Origin of the sequence: Bacillus cereus group sp. MYBK14-1, from assembly GCF_051916885.1 — a bacterium.
In the GTDB taxonomy this organism is placed as follows: Bacteria; Bacillota; Bacilli; order Bacillales; family Bacillaceae_G; genus Bacillus_A; species Bacillus_A cereus.
The window spans coordinates 49,489-73,272 of the sequence record NZ_JBQAHM010000013.1 but is presented as its reverse complement, the minus strand read 5'-3'; the positions used below and the strand labels follow the sequence as shown (position 1 = coordinate 73,272).

Below are 23,784 nucleotides of genomic sequence, written 5' to 3'. Positions count from 1 at the left end.
GATAATAAAGTTATGAAAAAATGTAAGTAATTTTATTCAATAATTGGTCTATTTTGTTGAATAACAAAAAAATGAAGAAGATAATTTGCTTAATAAAAACAGATTATTTTCTTCATAGTACAATTTAAAAAATCATTTATGAAACGAGTTTTAGACCTATTGCAGCACCTAAAACCATGCCTATAAAGATAAGTCTTCTCCAGTCTTTTGATTCGCCATAAAAAACCATACCTAAAATTGCACCTCCAGAGGCACCAATTCCAGTCCAAATTGCATAAGCTGTTCCCATAGGTAGTGTTTCCATTGCGTAAGCAAGAAATATAAAACTTAATCCAAATCCCAGAATTAACAAAACTAATGATTGACAATTTCGATCTTTATGTAATTTATTTATCATAGCAACACCAAACATTTCAAAAAGACCTGCTAAGATTAAAGAAATCCATGCCATTAGGGTTCATCACCTTTCTGAACTTTGTCATCTGTAACTAATTTCAAGCCAATTACTCCAGCTAATAAAAATAAGATCAAGAGTATTTTTCCCACTTTAAATGGTTCACCAAAGAATAGGATTTCAGAAAAGACAGTTCCAGCTGTACCTAACCCAACAAAAACAGCATAAACAGTTCCCACTGGAAGCTTTCTTCCTGCCACGATCATTAAATAAAAGCTGAAAAATATAGCAATGATAGTCCCCGTCCAAGTCCAAAAGTCATCAGCATTTTTTAATCCAATAACCCAAAAAATTTCAAAGAAAGCAGCAATAAATACTTTAATCCAGTCTTTACTCATCTAAAAGACACCTCCAAATTTATTCTTACCAAAAAAAACAAAAAAAGCCTAAGAGAAAACTGTTAAACAGTTTCTCCCAGGCTTTTATCCTTTCATGACACAGTAAAGCTGTGAGTTTTCTTTCGGACAAGAACAAAATTAAATATATACACACGGGCACACATCCATCAACTTAAGGGATATTTTTAAACAAAATGTGTTTTTTTATATAATTTTTTATTATCTTTTGTATGTTTTATAAAAGTAGGCATATTAAATAAACACATTTACAGGTAACTGAAACCCTGAGCAAAACTACTAGGGTACGCCAGCATTTCGGTAAAAACCCACGCTAAGAGTATACAAAGTTTTATAAAAGAAATAGGGTGACATAGGGAACTATAGGGAAGCCAAAAGTGGCTCTAAAATAGGAATCTATAAAAAGATGCATAGGGTCATAGAAAAAGAAAAAGGCGAATCTTTTCTGAGAGTAAGGGGACACCTTTTTCTTCGCTACCGATAATGAGACGTTATGTTAACCAAATGTATATAGAATATACATGGTTCTTTGTTCAAAAGTCAGGTTGAACAAAGAACTCTAATTTAAATAATGCTTCTTATTCTTCCGTAAAGAATGCTTTTCGCTCTGTAGCAATCCAATTCTCCAAATTGTCTTGGCTACGTCGAACAAGTCGATTCACTAACACATCATGCCATACATAATCCTCTAATAAGTATATATGAACGGGGTCATCTGTATAAAAAGCAATATTACGCTTTTCAAGTGATGGTCCATAAATCATCTCTTTAGAATCTATCGATACAATAAACCAATGTTCTGTAGACAGGGTTTCTGTATAAGGTGTTATGCGATGGGCTTCTAGATTTTTAATGGGATTTTCAACATGCAGGGTAATACCTTGTATTGTAACTTTATCAGCTACTTCACATAGATCTTCTTTTAACGCTTCATACATCTCATCCCACATTGAAATGACAATACGTCGTTCTGCTTTTTTTATTAATGCCTGACAATAGCTAATGATTGTTTTATTGTCTTTTAAAGTAATGACTCGATTATCCGTTTTTTCCTCGGAAGTTTCTAGTGTTTTTAATGAATCACTGATTCCTTCATAAGTAGACTGCCATTCTGATTGCGCCTTTTGTAAAAAGATTTCAACAGGCAGAGGTGAATAGCGAGTGGTGTCATTTATTTCTTCCTTCATGACAATTCCTTTTTCTACAAGGTTACCTAAAATCTCATAAATTCGCGCTCTTGGGACACCTGAATCTTTACTTACTTGGTAGGCTGTGACAGGCCCTTGTTTAACAAGAGATACATAAGATTTAGCTTCATATTCATTGAAACCAATTTTTTTTAGCTGTTGCACTATGTAGTCCACTTTTTTCGTCCTCCGATGTTTACTTTTATATTTTAACGTTACAATAACTGTTTACATTTAGCAAATTATTAGTTACTATTCTGATAGTGACTAAAGAAAGGTTGATAATATGGATTTTTACTTAGACCCATCAGTATTAATGATTTTGATTGTTTTTGGATTTTTAGCTTCATTTATTGATTCAGTTGTAGGTGGTGGTGGACTTATTGCTTTACCAGCTTTATTATTTACAGGGCTGAATCCAGCAAGTGCAGTAGCCACGAATAAATTAGCATCGACAATGGGGTGTGTAACTAGTAATATTGTGTTTTATCGTTCTGGTAACCTGGATTTGAAATCAGGGTTTAGATTATTCCCACTCACTTTTATAGGTTCCATAATAGGTGCATGGACCGTTCATTTAATGAACCCAGAGGTACTGAAGCCATTGATGCTGATCATGCTTGGTGCTGTTGCTATTTATACGATATTCAAAAAGGATTGGGGGAGTATTTCCACTCATAAGAAATTGTCCGGTCGACACTTCATTATTTTTACTGTTTTTGTTTTTGTTATTGGTTTTTATGATGGATTTCTAGGTCCTGGCACGGGTTCATTCTTAATGTTTTCGCTTTTATTTATTGGGTATGATTTTTTAAAAGCAGCAGGTAATGCGAAGTTGCTTAATTTAGGAAGCGATATTGGTGCATTGTTAATGTTTATGTATGTAGGACAAGTAAACTATGCGTATGGTTTCATAATGGGAATTGCACAAATTGCTGGAGGGATTATCGGATCTAAATTTGCTATAAAAAAGGGAAGTGGGTATGTTCGTGCCCTTTTCATAACAGTAACTTGTTTATTATTAGCAAAAAATATTTATGATTATATTCAATAACTTCTAAAATTAACTTCCTATATCGAATTTTACGTCAACTAGCCTCTTTTGTAGAGGCTAGTTCTTTGCATAGCGTGGTTTTTATCCGTTTTGTGGCCTGTATCCATGCCATTCTAATTCTTTATTCTCTAATCTTTAAAAGGAGCATTCATCACCCAATCTGAAAACCCCATACGAAGCATAGAAGAACTCAAATTATTTGGCTGTTGCTGTGTATTTTTTAGATTGGAATCATATTTAATAAGTTCAATCATAGCTTTTTTGAAACCTAATCGAGGATAAACCTCAATTATAAAATTAAATGTTTCCTCCGGAATATCTTCTATACGTAAACCAACTACATCCATTCCCGCCCCGAAATGAACTAACGCAATCTCTGGTTGTTTTTCTTTAGCAATTTCTGAGGTGTGTAGAATAATAGCTTCACGTACCACATCAATTTTATCTTGTGAAAAACCATGGGAATGAAGGAATTTTTCTGCATGATCAGCACCTTCATATTCAAATGAATGTTTACAACATACATGCTCTGTAAGGCCAACATCATGTAAAATAGAAGCAAGATAAAATAACTCCTGATCATATTTAAATCCATATTTTTTTCCCAATGCATCACCAAAAGCATATGTTCGTAAACAATGATTATAAAGAAATTCTGGAGAAATCTCGTAAACCAATTGAGTAGCTTCTATTGCTACTTTACTATCTGGAATAATAATGTTATGCATAATTTCCTCCTTAGTTTTAATTATCTTCAATAAATTCATGTCAGATACCATTAGCATGATACGAATGTTACATGCTAACCAAATGCTAACTCTCTCACCATCTCCTTTTAGAAATTCTAATCTTATATCAAAAAAGACCGAACGGTCTCTTTTAAGGTAACTTATTATATGTTAATGTACAACTAAAACATATTACAATTTTTCAACAATAATAATGGAGGATATTATGCAAAAAGGTGAACAAACACGAAGAAACATTGTTTTAAAATCGGCAGAACTGTTTAATCAAAAAGGCTATGCTGGCTGTTCGATGAATGACATTATGGAGGCTACAGGGCTACAAAAAGGGGGGATTTATCGTAATTTTAAAAGTAAAGATGAGATTGCTTTAGAGGCATTTGAATATGCGATTGAGACTGTCTCTCAACATTTTTCTGAGGCGATATGCAATGCTAATACGACATTAGAAAAGGTTGGTGCTTTTTTTAATGTATATGAAGATGTAATAAATAACCCACCAATAAAAGGGGGGTGTCCTTTACTGAATACTGCTGTAGACAGTGATGATACGAATCTACTGTTAAGGGAAAAGGCACTTGAAGTTTTCTATACATTTCTCAATATGATTGAAGGGATTATAGTAGAAGGGATTCAGAACAAGGAGTTAAAACCGGATATCGATACAAAGGCGGTAGCTTCCTTTATTATCGCAACCCTAGAGGGAAGTATTATGGCCAGCAAGTTAGAAAGGGATAATAAACATGTTACTTATAGTAAGCAACACGTGCTGCGTTATTTGTTTATGCTAAAAATTTAGCCCGCTTTATGTTTTGAGAAACAACGGGGCTTTTGGCTTAATGGCGATGAGACTGTATTCGAAATAGAAGGATAATCTAATAAGAATAAAATCTATGCTAAATTCCATTTTTTATATGTATTTCACCTAAATTCCTTAAAAAGCTGATTAGCCCTTAGCGTTTAGGAAATCGGCTTTTTCTATGTGAAAAATTGCTTAGCATACAGGGAATCGGTTATTTATGTCCAAAATGTGTCTAAACGTAAAATTTTCTTTTTGGATATGGTGAGGCCAATTAGTTCTGAAGATGGACATGCTACAATATCTGATTACGTTAATATTTAAATCCGAAAAGGAGAAAGACCACTATTTTAGTGGTCTTTCTCCTTTTCGGATTTCCTTTGATGTAAATATTATCCATATTATTTGCGCAATCATTAAGCTGACTGCAGTTATTATGTCCGTCTTATTAATTTAATTTTTCTACAATATATCCAGAAAATGGTGAATGTTCAGGGTTTTATTTCTAAATACTCTAAATATTTACATAAATTAAAAGGTAGAATATGCTTAATTTGTACCAAAAATTTTATTGAAAAAAGGAGATGGTTATATGTTAAAAAAACTAGTTGTAGGAGCTTTAGCAGGAGCAATCGGTATTGGTGGGTTAGGAACTGTAGTTACAACGAAGGCAAGTGCAGCAGAACAAGAAGCTGTTACATTACCATCAAGTTATTTGAATAAAAATGTGGGTTTATTTATTGCACAATTTGGTAATCAAGCAAAAACTTCTGTGAGAATTTATGGCGATGAGGTAACATTTAGAGTTTGGAAATTACAAAATCCATTTAATATGGAATATTACGAAAGAATTGTATGGTCAGTAGAAAAGCCAAGTACTGTATCAGAGAAATATGGACCTAATAGATATATTACAACTGCATGGGCTCCTCCAACTGATTTGAGCGATGGAACGAATACAGTGGAAATAACTGAACGGTTAGAAGATGTACCAGAGATATACGAAGGCTTAACAGTGTATGCATATGCACAAGCTAAAAACGGGAAATTTTATTATTCTGGTGAGACCGTAGTAGAAGGTCGATAGATTGAATAATAGTTTTATGGAATCAAGCTAATTAGTATGATTTTCTCTTTATAAATTATGAGATAGTTTGTCTTAAATTTTTACATTATTTAAAAAAGAACTTGTAGAATTCCTACAAGTTCTTTTTGTTTTTCTTATTGTAATTAGGGTAGAAACTGTAGCTTTAAAATAAAGTTTGATTAAAAATATCGTGTTAATCCATATTCTACGGTAAATAAAAAGAATCCATTTTGAAAAAGATTGATCAAAATGGATTCTTATTCAGCAAATTTATGTTTCGGTTTTATAAAAAAGTCTGATTATTTTCTACCTGTGTTGCCCCATAATTGCGCCTGATTTTTGAAAAATCTATCGCCCTTTATGCTTTTGTTTAGCTTTTTGTTTTTTTATTTCCCGCTGTTTTTCTTTGAAAGCATCATCAAGCCCTTTTTAGACAGCCTCTTGTTACATTAATCAAGAATTTTCGTTTAGGCTTAGAATTTTTTTTGTAATTTCATTTCTTTCAGTACTTGTAAAAATCATTAGTTTTGGAGCTGAAGGGAGGTTGAAATTTACATGAGAATGAGATAATTCAAAAAGAAAAGTACCAATTAATTGTTTATTTTGGTTTTCAATGACAATCCAAAAGATACGTTTTTCATGATCAGGCGTTCCCCATTTTGCTTTTTCAATAGAATTTCTAAAATTTAAGCACCCAGCAATAATAAAGTCATCTTCCTTTGTTTTTTCAGCAGACTGAAAACCTGCTTTCTCAAGCTCTTTCCATGCTGGAGGAAGTAGGTTATCTAAGTACATACCATAGGTGGCATCTTCATACTTCGGAAATAATTTTTGGAGTTCCTCAATAGTATTTGCAAGAACTTCTTCCCAATGGTCCTTTAAATAGCCAGATACTTTTTGTCCTAACTCTTCAATTGACATTTCGGGTTGAATGTTTAATTTTGACACTTAGATCCCTCCATCATTTTTTATTACGTACTCCTTAATCTTATAACATTAAAGCCAATTATAAAGTTTTCAATTGTATATACTTATTTTAGAGGGGATTAAATGATAAACTTTGTAATAAATTTAATGTTGATAGGGATGAAAAAGAATGAAAAGTAATATAAGGCCTATTGATATTGCGAAAAGGTTAAATTTAAGTACTAGCACCTTAAGAAGTTACGAAACAAGGGGGATTATCCCACCCACAGAAAGGGTGGGTACAGGATATCGAATCTATACGGAGGAACATTTAGCATATTTTGAATGTATAGTAGCCATGTCACCCGGGTTTGGAATGGAGATAACAACAGCTGTATTAAAAAAACTGCAACAAAAAAATTTAAATTCTGCCCTCTGGATAATCAACGAGATACAAGCAGTCACCTATCAAGAAAAAGAGTTAGCTACTAGAATAATAAAAGACCTAAACAATATCATTGATTCTCAATCGATAGCAAATAACTTAATGACGATTGGAGAAGTAGCAAATAAAACAAAAATTTCTACCTCTACTATACGATATTGGGAAAAAGAGAGATATGTTAATTCAAAGAGAGGTGAAAATAATTATCGCTATTTTAATTCATATCAGATTATTAAAATTTTGTTAATGAAGCTTACACATAACGCTGTGTATTCACACGAAATTGTTCAATTAAAAAAATCTATTAGAGATTTGGAGGAATGCAACATTGAAGGGGCAAAAAGCATTGTCGAGGAGTGCCAACAGCATTTAAATAAACGTAATCAAGAACAGTTACATGGACTATACTTTTTGTATCGATTATGTGCAAAGTTAGGATTAAAATAACTAAGAAAATATTTAACATAGGGTAATTTTGCTCAAATCCCCGAAAAGGGGGAATAAGATTGATTCATTATAAATTTATATGTTATTTCAAAAATACAATTTAGCTATATTTGAAATATATCGATATAATTGTATACCTTTTGAAACACACTCCTTCCTACCCACATCAAAACCAATTCTCCCTATAGATTTGATAAAAACCATTATTCAATATTAGTAAAAAACAGAGTCTATTTCTCTAATATCCATCGATAAATTCTTATCATTTTCCCATTGAGAGTTATGACTCTCTCTTTTTTATTTTCGTTCGACACAATATGAAGATATACAGATGTTTATTTTGATAAGATTGTCCAGAAATATTACATTTTATATATCTTGGAGGAATTAAATTATGAGCAAAAAATTATTAATGGCTTTAGCATGCAGCGTGTTAGTTATGGGACTGGCTGCTTGTGGTTCAAATGATAAAGCAAGTACATCAGAAGAACCAAAACAAGAAACTAAAAAAGAAGATGAACAAAAGAAGTTAGATGAGCAAAAGCAGGAAGAGGAACAAAAGAAAATAGAAGAACAGAAAAAGTCTGAAGAACAAAAACAAGCTGAAGAGCAAAAACGATTAGATGAACAACGCAAACAAGAAGAGGCTCAAAGACAACAGGGAGAACAAAAGAAACAACAAGAAGCAGCTCGAGCAAAAGAACAGGAGCAACAAAAAGCTACAGCTAATACAGCACCTCAGCAAGAGAAAGTTCACTTTGCAAACTGTACAGATGCAAATAATGCTGGTTACTATGATATAACTCCAGATAGCCCAGCTTATGCTTCGCATTTAGATCGTGATGGCGATGGTGTAGCTTGTGAACGAAATAAAGGACATAAAAAATCTAGTAAAAAACATTAGATTGAAGGATAAGCACTCTTATGAGTACTTTTATTTTTTCTCAATGACCAATAATACTTCATATGGTAAAATAATATTCGGATGGAAGTCCAATACATATTATTAAAATTAAAGTGGTTAAAGTCGGAGGAAGGCACCTTAGGGTGTCTTTTCTTTATAGGGGGGCCCGCAAAATCACCATCAACTAAAAAATAAACGCCCCCAAAACGAAAAAGATGAGCTACCTTCTCAAAGTAACTACTTGTAGAGAAAGAAAAATTTCGTTTAGGGGGGACTTTAAAATCTTAGCTTGATAGCAATGGGGTCCCAACAACCAAATGACATAAAACCCACGTTAATAAATTTTATGAAAAATAAAAATCCGGTCTTCCTATATTAAAAAATATTTTACAAAGAAAAAGCTGATTTCCTTATCATAAAAAAATCAGCTTTGGAAGTAGTTATTATTTAGAGGTTAATTACTTTAAAAGTTTATCAAATGTTTTTTCAACTTTATCAGCATCCTTTGATATTGCAAACAGGATATAGTTATCTTTTGTTTTTAAGACATGTTTTTCTATTAAAAAATATTCGTCTGGAAGATAGTCTTTAAAGCTTTTTGATTGCTTTTCGATCCTATTTGAAATTTTCTTTTTAATGCCTTCTACATTTTTCACATCTTTTACTTTTATTACAGCGATTTCATCAGCTTTGATATTTGTAGGAGCGGTATATAACACAAAGCTTTCGACTTCATCCGTATTTATGTTATATAGCTTTTGAAGCTTTTTACTATCTCCTTCCTTCATTTTTTCTAGGTTAGTAACATGTTTAATTTTCTCACCTATTTCTGTAGCTGAAAGGCTATTAACGTTATCTTTTTTTCCAAAACAACCACTTAAAGATCCTAAAGTAATCGTACAAACTATAATAATAATAACGAATTTTATATTAAAAAATTTCAACAAATGTGTCATTAGTTTAAATTCTCCTTTTATTTAGTTGTTTTAAATATTTAATTTGAACAAGTATTCTAACGCTTTATATTTAATGAATACAGCCATGAACATAAATTTATTAAAGGGGTGGATAAATCTATTTATTCGGATAGATTATTAATAGATGCATCTTCAAAGAAGGTATTTCCATTATAAAGCACTAACATATCATTGATTTTATTTTTCTGTACCAACATATTTAGACTATCTGTATAGTATCTAAGATCGACTATATGGATTTCACTAAAATGTGGTATTAAAAAAGGGAGTAAAGAATTTGCATAAGAATCTTTGACAACTAATAATTTTTTTCCATTTGTATTATCAGTTGATATTTTCACTAATGGATGATTTCCATTGAAAAATACCGTGTATTTATCTTTTTTCTTGATGTTCTCCATTTCATAAAGAGAGGTAGATGTTTTATTCTCATCAATATATTCCACTTTATATTTTTTTGCTTTCTTAGGCTCATATAATTCAATACTATCAGGATCTATATTTCTAAAACCTGCTTTTGAATATAGGGATCCATAAAAACTATGTGTAATTTGTTTAATGTTGAATGCCATATTTTCATTAGGAGTAAATTTCATATTTTTACCCAGCTCTTGATAGGCATAATATGCTCCTTTGGTGGTCCAATGATGATCGGTTTTATAATATATATATTCATCCTTTTTTGAGCTCAATACAGGATATACATCTATAAAATTTATATCCTTATCTAAGGATTTTTTTACTTTATTAATATACGTAAGCTCGTCACCATGAGAAACATAATTTGGGAGTTTATTTTCCAAAATACTAATTGCTGTAGGTACTAACATGACTTGCATTTTCACATTAGGATTCGCAATATGAAGACCATTGATTGCTTCAATTTTTCCTTTTACATCTTGTTCTTCAGGCTTACTAAACTTTTGAAGTAAAAAACCATCTTTACCGATATACACACCATTATTTTCTTTCTTTCCTAGTGTGTAATCTATATCAGATTTCACATTTATCCAAAAATCCCTGAATGCAAACTGATCAGAAATATATTTTTCGTAGTTAGAAGTAAACTTTTTTTCTATTAGATTTTGAAAAGAGAAAGTTGGGAACTGTTCTAGCTTTCTATTCTCTGCATCTGAAAATGTTTTATTGGGAGTTAGTAAATTTATACTAAACATTCCCCCTATAAATAGTGACAATAACCCTGCCATTGTGTATTTGTATATTTTTTCATACTGATTCAAGTAACTCACCTCTTTCAAACTAAATACAAACTCATTGTTCTAAAGGTTTTCATTAAAACCTAAAATATAAGAATGGATTATATGTGTCATTCAATAAATAAGCAGTTGAAAGAACTACTAGTACTACATAGAAAACGGGAATGCCAATTGCACCTGGAAGCTTCAACTTTTCTTTAATATATCCAAACGCTTTTTGGGGAAATGGTGTTGAACAAATTGCTAGGACAATAAATAACATAAAATTAGTTGTTAGATAATATAGCGTTTCATTATCCAAGAAAACAGATTGATTAAACCCAAACATTGTTCCCAAGAAATTCATTGCTACTGCTAAGTTTTCAAATTCAAAAAATACCCATCCAATTAAAACAATGATAAGTGTATACACATGTCCAATAAAGCTCATTCTATTTTTAAGCCATTTTAAAAGAAATAGTTTTTCTAGTGTTACAAATAATCCAAAATATAATCCCCAAACAATAAAATTCCAATTTGCTCCATGCCACAATCCTGTTAAGAACCAAACTATCAATAAATTTCTAAGTTGTTTGATTAATCCGGTCCGATTTCCACCGAGAGGAATATACACATACTCTCTAAACCATGAACCTAATGATATGTGCCATCTACGCCAAAATTCAGTTACACTTTTTGAGATATAGGGATAGTTAAAGTTTTCTGGAAAATCAAATCCAAACATTTTACCTAACCCTTGAGCCATAGCTGAATATCCTCTAAAGTCAAAATAAATTTGGAAAGCAAAAGCAATAATCCCGATCCATGCTGTCAGGATGGTAAGTTCTGATATAGAAGTTGTTTTTACACTTGTCCAAAGAAGTCCTATATTGTTAGCTAAAAGTACCTTTAACGCAAGCCCTTTAATAAATAATTCCATCCCTTGACCAAAACGATCGAATGTTACTTTTCTTTCCTGTAATTGCTTATCGATATCACTGTACTTTACAATAGGGCCTGCAACAAGTTGAGGGAACATCGTAACATAAGTTCCAAAAGAAATAATGTTTTTTTGTGCTTGTACTTTCCCTAAATAAACATCAATTACATAAGACATTGTTTGGAAAGTATAAAAAGAAATTCCTACTGGAAGTGGTAGGGTATCAACCTCAATATTTAAGTTGAAAATCGTATTGATATTATCCACCATGAAACCGTAATATTTGAAGAAACCGAGTATCCCTAAATTTATTATTATGGAGTTAATAAATATTGCTTTTTTAATACCCTTGCGATCTCTATATTTATCTATAAGTACACCATTAGCATAGTCAAATATGGTGGAGAATATCATAATGACTATATACACAGGCTCACCCCATGCATAAAAAATGAGACTGACGATAAATAATATAAAATTTCTAAGAACTTTAGGTGATACGTAATAAATAACAAGTGCTAATGGTAAAAATAAGAAAAGAAAAATTAAACTACTAAACACCATTGTTCTTTCACCTCCTACAATAGTTTTGTCTGTGTTTTTTATTTAAAATTTACAGTTCTCACAGAAGAACTGTAAATTTTAGGTGTAAGCATTACTTAACGGAACTTTTCAATTGTTCAAGTAGTAGCTTGTAATAATCTGCTTTAAAATGTACACCATCTTGATCATGTAAATCTTTGTTTTTTTCAAAGATTGGAGATAAATCAATGTACTCTGCTTTCTCAGCTTTTGCTAATTCTTTAAGTTTCACGTTATATTCATCAATATGTTTATATTGTGGGTATTCCTGTAATACCTTATCTATAACTGGTGTAACAGATAAAAGGTGTATGCTTACATTTGGAAGTTTGTCTTTTATTTTTTGTATTAATTTTGAATAGTTTTCTATGGAAAACTTGACTGGATTTTCGATAGGTTTTCCTTCAAGATCCATAGGCATCAGTAAATCATTTGTTCCAAAGCTCATAAAAATATGTTCAGGTTTTTTTTCTACTACTTTTTTAACATCTTCCTCTATAGCCATTGCTGTAACTTTACCTTTGTCAGCAATAATGTTTTGATCATCGATTAATTCTTGATCAATCATTCCTTCGGTAATTGAATCTCCAAAGAATAGACTATTTTTAAAAATAGGTTTATACGCACTATCTTTCAATGGTTTTTCATGTGTAGCATTTTGAGCAACCTCATTTGATTTTTTTTCAGTCCCATTATTTACACAGGCTGCGGAGGACAAGGAAATGGCCCCCGTAAGTAGACAAACACATACTTTCTTTAACATTTATATTTTCCTCTCAAGTCATTATTTCGTAAGCGATGGTGTATATAACGATGCTATTTTGTTTTCAATATGAACCTTTCGTTTACGAAATATAGATTAATCATTACAGGTAAAGATAAGATGCAGATTATATTGATATAATTTAAAGAATTAACAGTTTGAAAGTTAGTTATTAAATAATTGAACAGCAGATTAATTTGTTATATTTCTGAGATTGAATATGAAATTTTATTGAGAAAATGAGTTTAATAATCAATGAAATGGTTTGGTAATGATCGATTTTAAGATAGAAAATATGAGTTGGTTTAAATAAAAAAGGAAGCGAATTCTTGCTAGTTGCAATAGTTCGCTTCCTTTTTATATTAGCTTTGTATAAACAATACACACATTAAAAGTAGTAATTTAATAATACAAAAATATTTTTGTTTATTTTAATTGATTTTTTAAATATTCCAACCAAATTGGGTAAAATTCCGTCTTAAAATGTATGCCATCCTCAACATAGAGATCTGGATTATCTTTAAATATCGGGGACAAGTCGATAAAATTCACTTGTTCTTTTTTGGCTATCATTTTAAATTCTTCGTTAAAATCATTAATATTTTTATAACGCTCTTCTTTTTGTACACGTTCTGGTGAAACTGGTGTAATCGACAGGATATTTATTTTTGTATCAGGTAATTTTCCTTTTATTTTTTGAATCAATTGAGAATATTGGATTACTGTAGACTCTTTTGTTTCAGTAAGATTACATAGCCCAAGTAGAATAAATATATTTTCTGGTTTTTGATTGGCTACTTGCTCTACATTTTTTTGAGCATCTCCAATTGATTTCCCAATACCACTTACAATATTTGTTTCGTCTAATATATCAAGATCATGAAGTCCATCTGTAATAGAATCTCCTAAAAATACACTTGTTTTAAAAATAGTTTTAAATGTAGAAGTATCTATATTAGACGAAGATGGGGACTCTTTTTCAAGGGTGATAGAAGAAGAGTCTATTTTAGGGACTGAACTAGCAATGTCTTTTCTACTATCTGGATTTCCACAAGCTGATAGGGCAATGATACCTATCAACGGGATTGTAATTTTTTTTAAAATCATATACAAATTCCTTTCTTAAAGTGCTTTTATTAGTAAAATTAGGTAACATTTTTACTGATAAAAACCAATTTTCAAAGATAATTATTTACATATTATAAACGTTGATCTTTCTGGAAATTCAGGTGGAAATGATCTGCATCATTGTATACACCAAATTCATATCCTTTCTCTTTATAAAATTTAATAATTTCAGGAAGAGTTTGTAATGTCTGTGGTTTTTCATGCATCAAAACAACTTCTATATCTTCTGTCGTTTGTTTTTTTACATTTTCTGCAATCTGAGTTGGATTATCTTTTAATTCCCAGTCATGAGAATCAATCGTCCAATCCCAGACTTTTATTCCAGATTCTACAATTTGGTTACGAATTTCTTCGCTTTTTAGACCTGGTGCGGAACCATATGGCGGGCGAACTAATCTAGGGTTTGTAGCTGTAATTTCATGTATAAGAGCTAGAGTTTCTTTCATCTCTGGTACAAATTGCCCATTTTTATATAACTTATTGCTATTATGTGTCATACTATGTGCACCAATATAATGCCCCTCTTTTATTGCTCGTTTTACATTTTCCTGAAGACTGGTATTTTGCAAATTACTTCCTTGCATGAAAAATGTTGATTTAACATTGTTCTCTTTTAATACATCCAAAAATTGCCCAGTTAATGTGCTCGGACCGTCATCAAATGTTAAGTAGACCACTTTTCCTACAGGTTTTCCATCCGGCCTTTTTTGTTTTGTCGGTGGTGTTTCACTTTTCTTTTCTTGCTGCTGCGTGTTAACTTGCTTAATCTTTTCTTGAGCTACTCCTTTGACAGGAGTGGAATTAAATTTTCCAATTAAAAAGAACATGAAACAAGCCGTTGCTAGAACAGCTCCTAGCGATATAATTGCCTTAGTTATTACACCTGTTTTGTTCTTATTTTTTGTTTTTTTCATTATTTATCTATCCTTTCTCTATTGATTTGTATATTCATTATTTATAAATTCGAACCTTTAGTTGGTTGACTCAGTATTTTCAACTGGTTCTTACAATAAATAGATTAATAGAGAGGGATAAAGATAAAATGCAGATAATGTCGAAATTAGTTAAAGAATACTCCATTGTCCTCACTTTTTAATTAAAATTTAATTCAAAGCTACAATTGTTTATATTTTTTAATTCCCTGTTGATGAATCATTATTATAAGGATTCTTTTTTTTGTATCAAAAATCTACAAAGAAAAAAGATAAGATCGGCGAACACGATCTTATCTTTAGCACAAGGAGTAAACAAAAGGATAACTATCATATTTTTATTATAGTTATCCTTTTGTTTATTTTGGATATTATAACCAAAATAAATAAGTATATCTATATCGAGAAATTTATTGCAAAATTAGTGATAAATGATTCAAAACTACAAAGTAAACTTTTACCCAAGAGTTTACTTTGTAGTTTTAAGTCTACGGCAAAGGCATAATCCCTTTGTTAGACCTTAATTCAGCTATTAGCTTATACTTAAAAGTAGGTGAATACCTTTGTTTTTATTGAATCTATATTACATTTTTAATAGAAATAAACAAAAACTTTTTCTTATAAAAATTTTGTTTTATTAAGGAAATAAAATATACTAGACTATAAATCAATTTATAGAATGAGGTATAATACATTGAATAAACGAGATATTTTTATAGGTGCTGCAATGAGCGGTATTTTATTATTATCTGCATGTGGTAATTCTGATAATCTTGTTACATCGAAATCAGGAAATTTGACACAAGAAGAATTTAATAAAAAGTTAAAAGAAACAGCAGGAAAACCTGTTTTACAACAAGTAATGTTAGACATGATATTATTAGATAAATATAAAGTTTCAGATGATGAAGCAAAGAAAAAAGTTGAAGAATTAAAAAAACAAATGGGCGATAATTTTAAATCCTATTTAACACAAGCTGGTGCTAAAGATGAAGATGATCTTAAAACAAAAATAAAAACGCAAATAGCCTTTGAAAAAGCTGTTAAAGCTTCAGTTACGGAAAAGGAAATGAAAGATTACTATAAACCAAAATTAAAGGCAAGTCATATTTTAGTAAAAGATGAAAAAACAGCGAAAGAAATAAAAGAAAAATTAAATAATGGAGAAGATTTTGCAGCATTAGCAAAACAATATTCAGAAGATCCTGGTTCAAAAGAAAAAGGTGGAGAATTACCTGAGTTTGGTCCAGGTGAAATGGATTCTAAATTTGAAGAAGCTGCTTATAAATTAGAAGCTGGACAAGTAAGTGATCCAATAAAATCTTCTTATGGTTACCATATTATTAAATTAACAGAGAAAAAAGAGTTAAAACCTTTTGATCAAGAAAAAGATAATATTCGTAAGGAACTAGAACAGAAGCGTTCACAAGATCAACAATGGCAACAACAATTCTTTAAAGAATTATTCAAGAAAGCAGATATAAAAATAACAGATAAGGATTTAAAAGATACTTTTAAAGAATTTGAAAAATAAAGCTATGTACAAAAAAATAACCCCTAAGGGTTATTTTTTTGTACATAGCTTTAAACTAATGAAATAAAATCTACTTACTTGCCTTAAAAATAAGTAGGGGTGTTCATTTCATTTTTATTATATCATCTTATATCTTAATTATTTCTTTTTATAAAAACTAACTATGTTATTGTCATATTTATGTTAAATAGAGATTCTTGCCAGATTACTATCAATCTAAAATTATGAAGTCCCCCCATTATGGGAATTTTATATTTTCGCCGCTAAAGGACAAATAAAAAAGGTCCTTAACAATTTATTAAGGACTGCGAAATAACACCGCAATTTGGGTGGGAACCCAATCAGTTTGTAGAAAATAAATCGCGATTATGATAGCAATTGTATTCCTAAAAGCAATGTTTTAAATGAATTTTAGCATATCTGTAACTATATTAGTATCAACAAAATGTGGATTGGATTACAAAAGAGCGGTTTTGAATATCGTTAGAATTTATAAATGTTAATATGAAAAATTTGTAATAATGCACCATTATTCTCTATTTACCTATACTTATATTTTTTATAATTTATTACAATATAGATATTGATTAAAAGTATTTTACACGAAATATATGATTGAGATTTTTAGAGGAAGAGTGGATCTTTATTTATTAATTCACATAATTTTCAAACATTAAAACCCTGGATATTAATATTTGTTATATAATAGAATCAAGCCGTAATCAATATGGTTTCCCCGTTATAAATAATGAGATAATTTGTGTGTTCCGTGTATTCGCTTTAAAGCAAAAAGAACTTGTAGTGATTTCTACCAGTTCTTTTTGCTTTTCTTATTGTATTAGAAAAAAGCCCTTTAAATATAGCAGAAACATTAATAAAGTATATATCTCTAATTTACTAACTAAAATTTTGTGATGCAATTAATGGAGTAGAAGCTATGAAGAAACATGATATTGAGTATCTTTCATTTTATAAACTTGCCAAACAGTATGAAGAAGTAAAAAAAGGGAAACCTAACATATAATTTATGATGATTCAGGGGGTACCAAATGGAGCATAGAACAAAAGTAACAATTGGGGATTATGTTCAATTTTTATATCGTAAAAATCCTAATTTACAATTAACCGGATATGTAGTGAGTGTTCTACAGAATACAATTGTTGTTGATATTACAGAGATAATGGGAAGTGAAATAGATGATTTTAGGCAAGTAGTAAAACATGGTTGCTATAATAAAGTGGTTCATAAGCAAATCAAAAATAATGTTTCATAAAAATTGCGCCTAGATATATCTAGGCGCAATTTTTATGGTGAGTAGTTCAATTATCTATATTGCTTTATATAAATGAATTTTCCAAGCGGATGTGTTTGATGTAAATATTTTTTCAAGAGATAAATTGTTTTCTGCTGCATTTTCAATTGGAACAGCAGAAAATATGTAACGACCATCCATTTTTTTGAAGTGTCCTATATTTAGTTCTGCATTTCTTAAGCGTTTGTTTGATTTTTTTGTAAACATATAGTGTTTTCCAAGTTCATCGGTGAAAATATAACAGCGGCCACCCCATTCGTCAAAATACGTACGAATCGTTTTATTCTTCGCTAGTTCCTTCTCGATTATTTTTCGAAATTCATATTTATATGATAGAGGATAAAAATTATTATATGTATCAAGTGTGTAGAATCCATTGTACTGAGCAATAGCAGGATGTAAACCAATACTAGCGACACGGTACTGTTCCAAAGGTAAATCGATATACTCTTTTATCTCCTGGAATTGTTCTTCTGCAAAAAATTCCTTTACTGAAGGTTTATTTTGAAAAATAAGTTCTTCATTAAAAAAGCTTAACAAAATAATTTGAGCTACCACAAAGCCTGTTACAGCGTGTCTCCATATTTTCCCTTGTAACCATAAAACTTTTAATCCAAGAGCGAATAAAACATAGATAACTAACGGGCGTAAAAAATGATAACGTGCAAAATTAAATGTATCTAAAATGTGAAAACGTTTTGTTAATGGAAGCCAACCTTTATAAAACCAAAAAGCATACCAAATTGACAACGCTATGTTAAACCAAAATAAAAAAACAAAGACTTTTTCTTGCTTCCATTGTTTCTTAGTAATGATAAAATACAACGCAATAAGTATGACAGGTAAAATAACAAATGTATGGACTGTCATGACATGGGTATGTCCGAAAAGGAAATTTTTCAATGTGAGGCGGAGAGACCGCCATAACGATAATCTTGCATGAAAATATTCATCTCTACTGTTAGGTGCAGTAGATAAAAAGAAGGAAGATACTAAGCGATATTCTACAATCATGTAAATGAGCGTCATATAAATAATTGAAAAAAGAAAACGAAAGTTCCATTCTTTTTTTATTACTAAGTCCACTAACCAAAGGACTCCCATTCCGCTTAAAAAAAAGAAAAAACCTAAAACAATACTCGAATATAGAGGAATAAGAGTGAGTACGAAATAGTTCTTCCACGACCTTTCTCCTTTTCGAATATTTAAAAATGCCCAAAGTGCAAGAGGCATTCCGAGAGTACTAAGCATTCCTGAAGGCCAGAAAGGAGTAAGAGCAAAAGCTAATGAAACTCCTACTGCAATGACCCTCCATTCCTCTCTAGGTAAAAAATGTTGTTTTAAAAGAACATACATCCCTATAAATGCAACCACTCTTGTAATCGTTTGACTCAATGCATACGCAACCATATTTGGAAAAAAAGCATACAACCAAACGATACCACTAAATTCCGTACTAAATGCGTTTCTTGACAATTGATTGTTTATCACCTGTGGAATTGTAGCATCAATCGGACCTATTATCTCTCCGCTCCTTGCCAAAACCTTATACCAGGACAAATTGGAATCAAGATTATCATGAACGCGAATATGCGCATTTTCTCCAAGAATAAATAAAGGAGACAAATAAAGAATGAGTATGATTGCTGCAAAAACAAGTAACTTTAGTTCTTTGTTATTCTGGTTTAAAAACATTGAATGCACCTCAAGAAATTTTAAAAAAGCTTATTTATAAAATTTCCCAAACGACAGAAATTATCCCAGGGTTAATAAGGGGTTGTGATTTTTTGTAACTAAGAAACTTTTTGTATAAACTTAAGTGTGAAAGAGGGGGGATAACGGATGTAAATGCTTTTATTTTTTAATTTTGATTAGTTTTATAAAAAAGAAAAGCTTTAACAGTTAAGTGGTTCAAAGACTAGATTACAGTCATTATTTAATCTAAATAAAGAAAAGAATTATGGCGGTGAAATGCACATGCTACAATTCTTTTTAGTATATCTAAGATCTATTTATTTTCTCCTTATTGTATAAAGCTATATCCTCTTCTATATTCACAGTCTCTTTTACAACATAAATTGGTCGATTTTTACTTTCGTCATAAATACGAGCGATATATTGACCGACAATACCAAGACCAAGCAGTTGCACACCACTGAAGAATGTGATAGCAACCATAAGAGAAGCCCATCCAGTTTGGATGTCTTGTCCAATAATTTTAACAATAACTGAGTATATTAAAACTACAATAGAAATTAATACAGAGATTAAACCTAAAGTCATAACCATTCTTAGTGGCTTTGTAGAAAATGCAATAATACCATCTGAGGCAAATTTCATCATTTTCTTTAATGGATACTTTGTTTCACCCGCAAAACGTTCATTTCTTGCATATTCAATATATGTTTGGCGGAATCCAATCCAAGACATCATTCCACGTACGAAACGATTTCGTTCAGTCATTTGTTTGAATACATTTGCTACTTTACAATCAATAAGACGGAAGTCACCTGTGTCTTTAGGAATATTAATATCAGACATGAAATTTAAGAAGCGGTAGAAATATTTAGCTGTTACAAGTTTAAACCAAGTTTCACCATCACGCCGTTTTCTTTTCGCGTAAACAACCTCATAACCTTCTTCCCATTTTGCGATAAGTTCTGGAATGACTTCAGGTGGATCCTGTAAATCAGCATCAATGATGACGATAGCATCACCTTTAGCAACATCAATTCCTGCTGTTACAGCTATTTGATGTCCAAAATTCCGAGCAAAGTTTATTATTTTAGCACGAGAATCTTCGGCTGAAATACCTTTTAAAATTTCCATCGTCCGATCGGTACTACCATCATTTACAAAGATAAATTCATAATTAATATTATTTTGTAGCATAACAGATTTTAAACAATTATAGCATTCTTGTGCTACTTCTTCTTCAAAATACATAGGAACGATAATTGAAATAAGTTTCTCCAAGCTTTTATCCTCCTTGTAGTAGGGATTGGTTGAATTATTGCAAATGATTTTGTTTGTTGAATGTCCAAAGTTTATGAAGAGAAAAATTCATTATCATGCCAACACTGATAGAAAAAAGTTGTGAGATAAACTTATTGATAAAAAGTTTATCAACTAATATGAATAAGATAATTGTGTTAAAAATTAATACAATTAAATTTACAGTTAGGAATTTCAAAAATAATGATATATCTTTATTTTTGAATTCAAAAACCCAATTTTTATTCCAATAATAACTGTTAATAACACCAATTAAATAAGCAAAGCAGTTAGCGGTAAGGTAATTTATACCAAATTTAGCCAAAGCTATGTAGCTAATAATTGTGATAAGTGTATTTAATATTCCTATCAAGATAAACTTTAAAAAATTCTTCATAATGTAGTATCCTCATTTTTATAAAAGATATAAAAATATAAAATGATAATTTGCAGTTTTTTGTATAAATCAATGATTACTTTAAGGATGTATTAGGGATTACCATTTCAAAAAAGAAGATTGTACGTTTAGACATAAATGAACCGGTTCCCTGTAAGATAAAGAACCGGCTATCTATTTACTGTTGTTTTGATGGGATTTTTGTCTTGTAATGGTGATGATTATTAGTTTGGTTACCATGTCTCTTTTGGTTGTTAGGTGTAATTTCATCAGCAAATTCCATATTTGCTAAGTTTACTTTGGATGGAATAAATGATCTGGTTTTATTTTGCAAACCTTGGAACATATGTTTTGCAGGTTTAATCATATTTGAATTACGTGTTGCTAATACCCCTAAAACTGTTCCTAATCCTAGTAAAGAAGCCCAAATCCATCCTTTATTGTTCTTCTTTTTATTTCCGAATAACTCAAGCATTTGTTGAATTATTTTTCCAGAATTCAATGATGACATCAAGAAGTTAAGAATATTCATTTTTGTCCCCCCTGTAAAAAATCGTAAAAAGAAACACTAGGTTCAATTCCACATAATTTATGATGCGATATTTTATAGAAATTTATGATGCCAACTTATACTAATAATTCTTTATTTTTAAACCGGCCCCACTAATGTTACCTAATTGTTTTTTATCAAAATATGCACAATGGTTCTATGAAAAATTCAAAAATGAAATGAAAAGCTATGTATTATTGGGTTGGGATTTTATACATTCTTTTTAATATCCGGTTATGTAATGTTGAAAGGGTGAGTAACGTAAGGATCGAACCTACTAAGGTAAGTGACATATCCCATTGTGCATCCCATATATCACCTTGCATACCTAAAAAGTCTTTTGCCCCTTTTCCTCCCTTTGCTATTTTAAAAGCTAACCATTCGATGATTTCGTATAATGCAGCAATAGCAAGTGAAATACTTATACTAATCGTAACTAACCAAGGGCCTTCAGTTAGTTGGGTTTTCCGTAATAAGATTTCTCTTATCACAATGGTAAACAAGCCTTTTATCAAATGTCCAAATCGATCGTAGTGATTTCGTTTTAAATCAAAAACATCTTGTATCCAATTAAAAAGAGGCACCTCTGAGTATGTGTAATGTCCACCGATAAACATTATAATGGATAATATTGTAATGATCATATAAGAGAGTGTGGTGAGACGAAACTTATTATACATTGCAATTATAATGAATAGACCGAAAATGGCAGGAATAGCCTCTGCTGCCCATGTTGAGTATTTTGCAGGATTAATAACAGACCATATACAAACGGCCATAACAACCAATAATAAGAATAAGTGAATCAATGGAAGTTTGTTTCTTATCACTTTTTTCACTCCTATTGAAAGTTTTTTACTTAAAGTATTTGAAAAAACACAATTCGTATACAGAGTACTTAGAATTGTTCACCTTAGTTTATACTTATAAACGGCTTTTTTAATGAGCAGAATAATAAGAAAGGACCTGCATACTACATATTTCTCTTTCGGGAGGGAATAACATGTATATAACATTTCAAAAATAAAGGAGAACATCTGCATGAATTACAAAATATTTAGGGCTATCAATCGTCTAGCGGGTCGTAATTCAACTTTGGATACATGTATGATATTTATTTCACAAAAGACTCGATTCTTGTACATTTTTTTATTAGCCTTAATGTGGTTTAGAGACAATTCCTACAAAAAAATTATTTTATTTGCTGGTGTATCAGTTGGGTTCTCATTATGTATAAACCGTTTCATCCAGCTGTTTTATTTTAAGCCTCGTCTGTTTGTTATACATCGTGTGCGTTTACTTATCCCATCAAAAAATAATTCTTCATTTCCTAGTAAACATACAGCCTTAGCATTTGCCTTATCGACCTCTGTCTTACTTCGCGAACGCTTATTTGGCTCAATTATGTGGTTTTTAGCAATTTTGACAGGTTTCTCACGTATTTGGCTAGGACATCATTATCCATTTGATATAATAGGAAGTGCTTTTATAGGAATCTTAATCAGTATGGCTATTGATAATACTACATATGTATTTAATTCATTTGTTACCTGGATTATAAGTGTATATAGAAAAACAATTTTTGTGAACTAGAGACACTCTGCTTACGACACCTTTGATAAATCATAGTACATAATCTTGCATATTTTTTACTAAAGCAACTTTTACTCGAGGTATGTTTTGCGGTAAACTACAGGCATTTAGTTAATCACTTGAAGAAAATATTTATTTGCTTTTATGTCTAATGTTTTATCTGTAGGTTTGTTATGTGGTTACAATGGAGTTGATGAAGATGAGCCAAATCCGACGGAAGAACCTTTCGAAGAAATTCGCGAAAACAATAATCACTAATAGCCTAATATAGGAGTTATCAGTAACATACTGTTATCAAACAGCTTAATTGGAGTAGAGCAATATGAAGAGTGATTAAATGGAATAGAACAAGCAAAAGACACCTCTTACTATCATATTTAATTAAATATGATAGTAAGAGGTGTTTTAGTTATAAATAGTAGTATTTCAAAACTCGTGTACTTTTTGTTCTTTCTAACGATCATCATTCTATCATGCTATTTGATAATAAGTGTCTTGAT

Annotated in this window: 24 protein-coding genes; 8 read left to right on the top strand and 16 right to left on the bottom strand. The window is 30.8% G+C overall.

The genetic code is table 11. From position 1 onward, the window contains the following. Positions 1-136 precede the first annotated feature (136 nt). The 3 genes from ACTFR3_RS25090 to ACTFR3_RS25080 form a co-directional block, all read right to left on the bottom strand. On the bottom strand, positions 137-451 hold the full coding sequence (locus tag ACTFR3_RS25090; RefSeq protein WP_440044925.1) for a DMT family transporter: 315 nt from the start codon (positions 449-451) through the stop codon (positions 137-139). Next, positions 451-792 carry a DMT family transporter gene (locus tag ACTFR3_RS25085; RefSeq protein ID WP_440044924.1) on the bottom strand — a complete coding sequence of 114 codons (342 nt, stop codon included), beginning with the start codon at positions 790-792 and terminating at the stop codon, positions 451-453. The genes ACTFR3_RS25090 and ACTFR3_RS25085 overlap by 1 nt, the downstream gene beginning before the upstream one ends. Before the next feature lie 596 nt (positions 793-1,388). Continuing rightward, the gene (locus ACTFR3_RS25080) at positions 1,389-2,174 is read right to left on the bottom strand and encodes a TrmB family transcriptional regulator (RefSeq protein WP_439963048.1); all 786 of its coding nucleotides are present in this window, start codon (positions 2,172-2,174) and stop codon (positions 1,389-1,391) included. A 109-nt stretch (positions 2,175-2,283) separates the two neighbouring features. Between ACTFR3_RS25080 and ACTFR3_RS25075 the strand changes: the two genes are divergently transcribed. Continuing rightward, positions 2,284-3,051 carry a TSUP family transporter gene (locus tag ACTFR3_RS25075; RefSeq protein ID WP_440044923.1) on the top strand — a complete coding sequence of 256 codons (768 nt, stop codon included), beginning with the start codon at positions 2,284-2,286 and terminating at the stop codon, positions 3,049-3,051. A gap of 128 nt (positions 3,052-3,179) precedes the next feature. On the opposite strand, the gene ACTFR3_RS25070 is transcribed toward ACTFR3_RS25075, so the two are convergent. Further along, the gene (locus tag ACTFR3_RS25070) at positions 3,180-3,779 is read right to left on the bottom strand and encodes an HD domain-containing protein (RefSeq protein WP_440044922.1); all 600 of its coding nucleotides are present in this window, start codon (positions 3,777-3,779) and stop codon (positions 3,180-3,182) included. Positions 3,780-4,005: 226 nt separating this feature from the next. Here ACTFR3_RS25070 and ACTFR3_RS25065 point away from each other — a divergent pair, with 226 nt between their 5' ends. Both ACTFR3_RS25065 and ACTFR3_RS25060 read left to right on the top strand, forming a co-directional pair. Next, the gene (locus ACTFR3_RS25065) at positions 4,006-4,596 is read left to right on the top strand and encodes a TetR/AcrR family transcriptional regulator (RefSeq protein ID WP_439963052.1); all 591 of its coding nucleotides are present in this window, start codon (positions 4,006-4,008) and stop codon (positions 4,594-4,596) included. A 592-nt stretch (positions 4,597-5,188) separates the two neighbouring features. Next, entirely contained in the window at positions 5,189-5,683 is a 495-nt protein-coding gene (locus ACTFR3_RS25060) for a hypothetical protein (protein ID WP_439963053.1), read from the top strand. 453 nt (positions 5,684-6,136) lie between these two features. On the opposite strand, the gene ACTFR3_RS25055 is transcribed toward ACTFR3_RS25060, so the two are convergent. Continuing rightward, positions 6,137-6,631: a DUF6022 family protein gene (locus ACTFR3_RS25055; protein WP_440044921.1), complete on the bottom strand. Its 495-nt coding sequence runs from the start codon at positions 6,629-6,631 to the stop codon at positions 6,137-6,139. Positions 6,632-6,779: 148 nt separating this feature from the next. Here ACTFR3_RS25055 and ACTFR3_RS25050 point away from each other — a divergent pair, with 148 nt between their 5' ends. Together ACTFR3_RS25050 and ACTFR3_RS25045 are read left to right on the top strand one after the other, a co-directional pair. After that, positions 6,780-7,481 carry a MerR family transcriptional regulator gene (locus ACTFR3_RS25050; protein WP_440044920.1) on the top strand — a complete coding sequence of 234 codons (702 nt, stop codon included), beginning with the start codon at positions 6,780-6,782 and terminating at the stop codon, positions 7,479-7,481. Positions 7,482-7,875: 394 nt separating this feature from the next. Further along, entirely contained in the window at positions 7,876-8,385 is a 510-nt protein-coding gene (locus tag ACTFR3_RS25045) for an excalibur calcium-binding domain-containing protein (protein ID WP_440044919.1), read from the top strand. Positions 8,386-8,843: 458 nt separating this feature from the next. Here the strand turns inward: ACTFR3_RS25045 and ACTFR3_RS25040 are convergent, their stop codons facing one another. The 6 genes from ACTFR3_RS25040 to ACTFR3_RS25015 all read right to left on the bottom strand — a co-directional run bounded on the left by ACTFR3_RS25040 (position 8,844) and on the right by ACTFR3_RS25015 (position 14,885). Continuing rightward, positions 8,844-9,341 carry a DUF4358 domain-containing protein gene (locus ACTFR3_RS25040; protein WP_440044918.1) on the bottom strand — a complete coding sequence of 166 codons (498 nt, stop codon included), beginning with the start codon at positions 9,339-9,341 and terminating at the stop codon, positions 8,844-8,846. 122 nt (positions 9,342-9,463) lie between these two features. Continuing rightward, positions 9,464-10,603, bottom strand: coding sequence for a DHHW family protein (locus ACTFR3_RS25035; RefSeq protein WP_440044917.1), 1,140 nt, complete (start codon positions 10,601-10,603; stop codon positions 9,464-9,466). A 52-nt stretch (positions 10,604-10,655) separates the two neighbouring features. Then, positions 10,656-12,062: an MBOAT family O-acyltransferase gene (locus ACTFR3_RS25030; protein WP_440044916.1), complete on the bottom strand. Its 1,407-nt coding sequence runs from the start codon at positions 12,060-12,062 to the stop codon at positions 10,656-10,658. Positions 12,063-12,153: 91 nt separating this feature from the next. Continuing rightward, a complete protein-coding gene (locus tag ACTFR3_RS25025; protein WP_440044915.1) occupies positions 12,154-12,843 on the bottom strand; it encodes a GDSL-type esterase/lipase family protein in 690 nt (229 codons plus the stop codon). Between the two features lie 426 nt (positions 12,844-13,269). Next, the gene (locus ACTFR3_RS25020) at positions 13,270-13,950 is read right to left on the bottom strand and encodes a GDSL-type esterase/lipase family protein (RefSeq protein ID WP_440044914.1); all 681 of its coding nucleotides are present in this window, start codon (positions 13,948-13,950) and stop codon (positions 13,270-13,272) included. Positions 13,951-14,042: 92 nt separating this feature from the next. Then, positions 14,043-14,885, bottom strand: a complete 843-nt coding sequence (locus ACTFR3_RS25015) for a polysaccharide deacetylase family protein (RefSeq protein ID WP_440044913.1) — start codon at positions 14,883-14,885, stop codon at positions 14,043-14,045. A gap of 712 nt (positions 14,886-15,597) precedes the next feature. Between ACTFR3_RS25015 and ACTFR3_RS25010 the strand changes: the two genes are divergently transcribed. Further along, on the top strand, positions 15,598-16,437 hold the full coding sequence (locus ACTFR3_RS25010) for a peptidylprolyl isomerase (protein WP_440044912.1): 840 nt from the start codon (positions 15,598-15,600) through the stop codon (positions 16,435-16,437). A 1,049-nt stretch (positions 16,438-17,486) separates the two neighbouring features. Beyond that, a complete protein-coding gene (locus tag ACTFR3_RS25005) occupies positions 17,487-17,711 on the top strand; it encodes a DUF2187 family protein (RefSeq protein WP_439963166.1) in 225 nt (74 codons plus the stop codon). A 54-nt stretch (positions 17,712-17,765) separates the two neighbouring features. On the opposite strand, the gene ACTFR3_RS25000 is transcribed toward ACTFR3_RS25005, so the two are convergent. The 5 genes from ACTFR3_RS25000 to ACTFR3_RS24980 all read right to left on the bottom strand — a co-directional run bounded on the left by ACTFR3_RS25000 (position 17,766) and on the right by ACTFR3_RS24980 (position 22,521). Further along, the gene (locus ACTFR3_RS25000; RefSeq protein ID WP_440044911.1) at positions 17,766-19,445 is read right to left on the bottom strand and encodes a DUF6044 family protein; all 1,680 of its coding nucleotides are present in this window, start codon (positions 19,443-19,445) and stop codon (positions 17,766-17,768) included. A 306-nt stretch (positions 19,446-19,751) separates the two neighbouring features. Beyond that, a complete protein-coding gene (locus ACTFR3_RS24995; RefSeq protein WP_440044910.1) occupies positions 19,752-20,726 on the bottom strand; it encodes a glycosyltransferase family 2 protein in 975 nt (324 codons plus the stop codon). A gap of 34 nt (positions 20,727-20,760) precedes the next feature. Further along, a complete protein-coding gene (locus ACTFR3_RS24990) occupies positions 20,761-21,141 on the bottom strand; it encodes a GtrA family protein (RefSeq protein ID WP_440044909.1) in 381 nt (126 codons plus the stop codon). Between the two features lie 178 nt (positions 21,142-21,319). Next, positions 21,320-21,673, bottom strand: a complete 354-nt coding sequence (locus ACTFR3_RS24985; protein ID WP_439963170.1) for a hypothetical protein — start codon at positions 21,671-21,673, stop codon at positions 21,320-21,322. 212 nt (positions 21,674-21,885) lie between these two features. Then, positions 21,886-22,521, bottom strand: a complete 636-nt coding sequence (locus tag ACTFR3_RS24980; RefSeq protein ID WP_439963171.1) for a DUF2238 domain-containing protein — start codon at positions 22,519-22,521, stop codon at positions 21,886-21,888. A gap of 211 nt (positions 22,522-22,732) precedes the next feature. On the opposite strand from ACTFR3_RS24980, the gene ACTFR3_RS24975 reads away from it, so the two are divergent. Beyond that, positions 22,733-23,284 (top strand): undecaprenyl-diphosphatase, encoded by a 552-nt coding sequence (locus tag ACTFR3_RS24975; RefSeq protein WP_440044908.1) that lies wholly within the window; start codon positions 22,733-22,735, stop codon positions 23,282-23,284. Positions 23,285-23,784: the final 500 nt, after the last annotated feature.

Bases quoted from the DNA above. Each gene is read 5' to 3' on its own strand.
- ACTFR3_RS25085 (WP_440044924.1), bottom strand. From the start codon at position 792: ATGAGTAAAGACTGGATTAAAGTATTTATTGCTGCTTTCTTTGAAATT.
- ACTFR3_RS25020 (WP_440044914.1), bottom strand. From the start codon at position 13,950: ATGATTTTAAAAAAAATTACAATCCCGTTGATAGGTATCATTGCCCTA.
- ACTFR3_RS25015 (WP_440044913.1), bottom strand. From the start codon at position 14,885: ATGAAAAAAACAAAAAATAAGAACAAAACAGGTGTAATAACTAAGGCA.
- ACTFR3_RS25050 (WP_440044920.1), top strand. From the start codon at position 6,780: ATGAAAAGTAATATAAGGCCTATTGATATTGCGAAAAGGTTAAATTTA.
- ACTFR3_RS25045 (WP_440044919.1), top strand. From the start codon at position 7,876: ATGAGCAAAAAATTATTAATGGCTTTAGCATGCAGCGTGTTAGTTATG.
- ACTFR3_RS24990 (WP_440044909.1), bottom strand. From the start codon at position 21,141: ATGAAGAATTTTTTAAAGTTTATCTTGATAGGAATATTAAATACACTT.
- ACTFR3_RS25030 (WP_440044916.1), bottom strand. From the start codon at position 12,062: ATGGTGTTTAGTAGTTTAATTTTTCTTTTCTTATTTTTACCATTAGCA.
- ACTFR3_RS25065 (WP_439963052.1), top strand. From the start codon at position 4,006: ATGCAAAAAGGTGAACAAACACGAAGAAACATTGTTTTAAAATCGGCA.
- ACTFR3_RS24985 (WP_439963170.1), bottom strand. From the start codon at position 21,673: ATGAATATTCTTAACTTCTTGATGTCATCATTGAATTCTGGAAAAATA.
- ACTFR3_RS25070 (WP_440044922.1), bottom strand. From the start codon at position 3,779: ATGCATAACATTATTATTCCAGATAGTAAAGTAGCAATAGAAGCTACT.
- ACTFR3_RS25040 (WP_440044918.1), bottom strand. From the start codon at position 9,341: ATGACACATTTGTTGAAATTTTTTAATATAAAATTCGTTATTATTATT.
- ACTFR3_RS24975 (WP_440044908.1), top strand. From the start codon at position 22,733: ATGAATTACAAAATATTTAGGGCTATCAATCGTCTAGCGGGTCGTAAT.
- ACTFR3_RS25090 (WP_440044925.1), bottom strand. From the start codon at position 451: ATGGCATGGATTTCTTTAATCTTAGCAGGTCTTTTTGAAATGTTTGGT.
- ACTFR3_RS25060 (WP_439963053.1), top strand. From the start codon at position 5,189: ATGTTAAAAAAACTAGTTGTAGGAGCTTTAGCAGGAGCAATCGGTATT.
- ACTFR3_RS25005 (WP_439963166.1), top strand. From the start codon at position 17,487: ATGGAGCATAGAACAAAAGTAACAATTGGGGATTATGTTCAATTTTTA.
- ACTFR3_RS25000 (WP_440044911.1), bottom strand. From the start codon at position 19,445: ATGTTTTTAAACCAGAATAACAAAGAACTAAAGTTACTTGTTTTTGCA.
- ACTFR3_RS25025 (WP_440044915.1), bottom strand. From the start codon at position 12,843: ATGTTAAAGAAAGTATGTGTTTGTCTACTTACGGGGGCCATTTCCTTG.
- ACTFR3_RS25075 (WP_440044923.1), top strand. From the start codon at position 2,284: ATGGATTTTTACTTAGACCCATCAGTATTAATGATTTTGATTGTTTTT.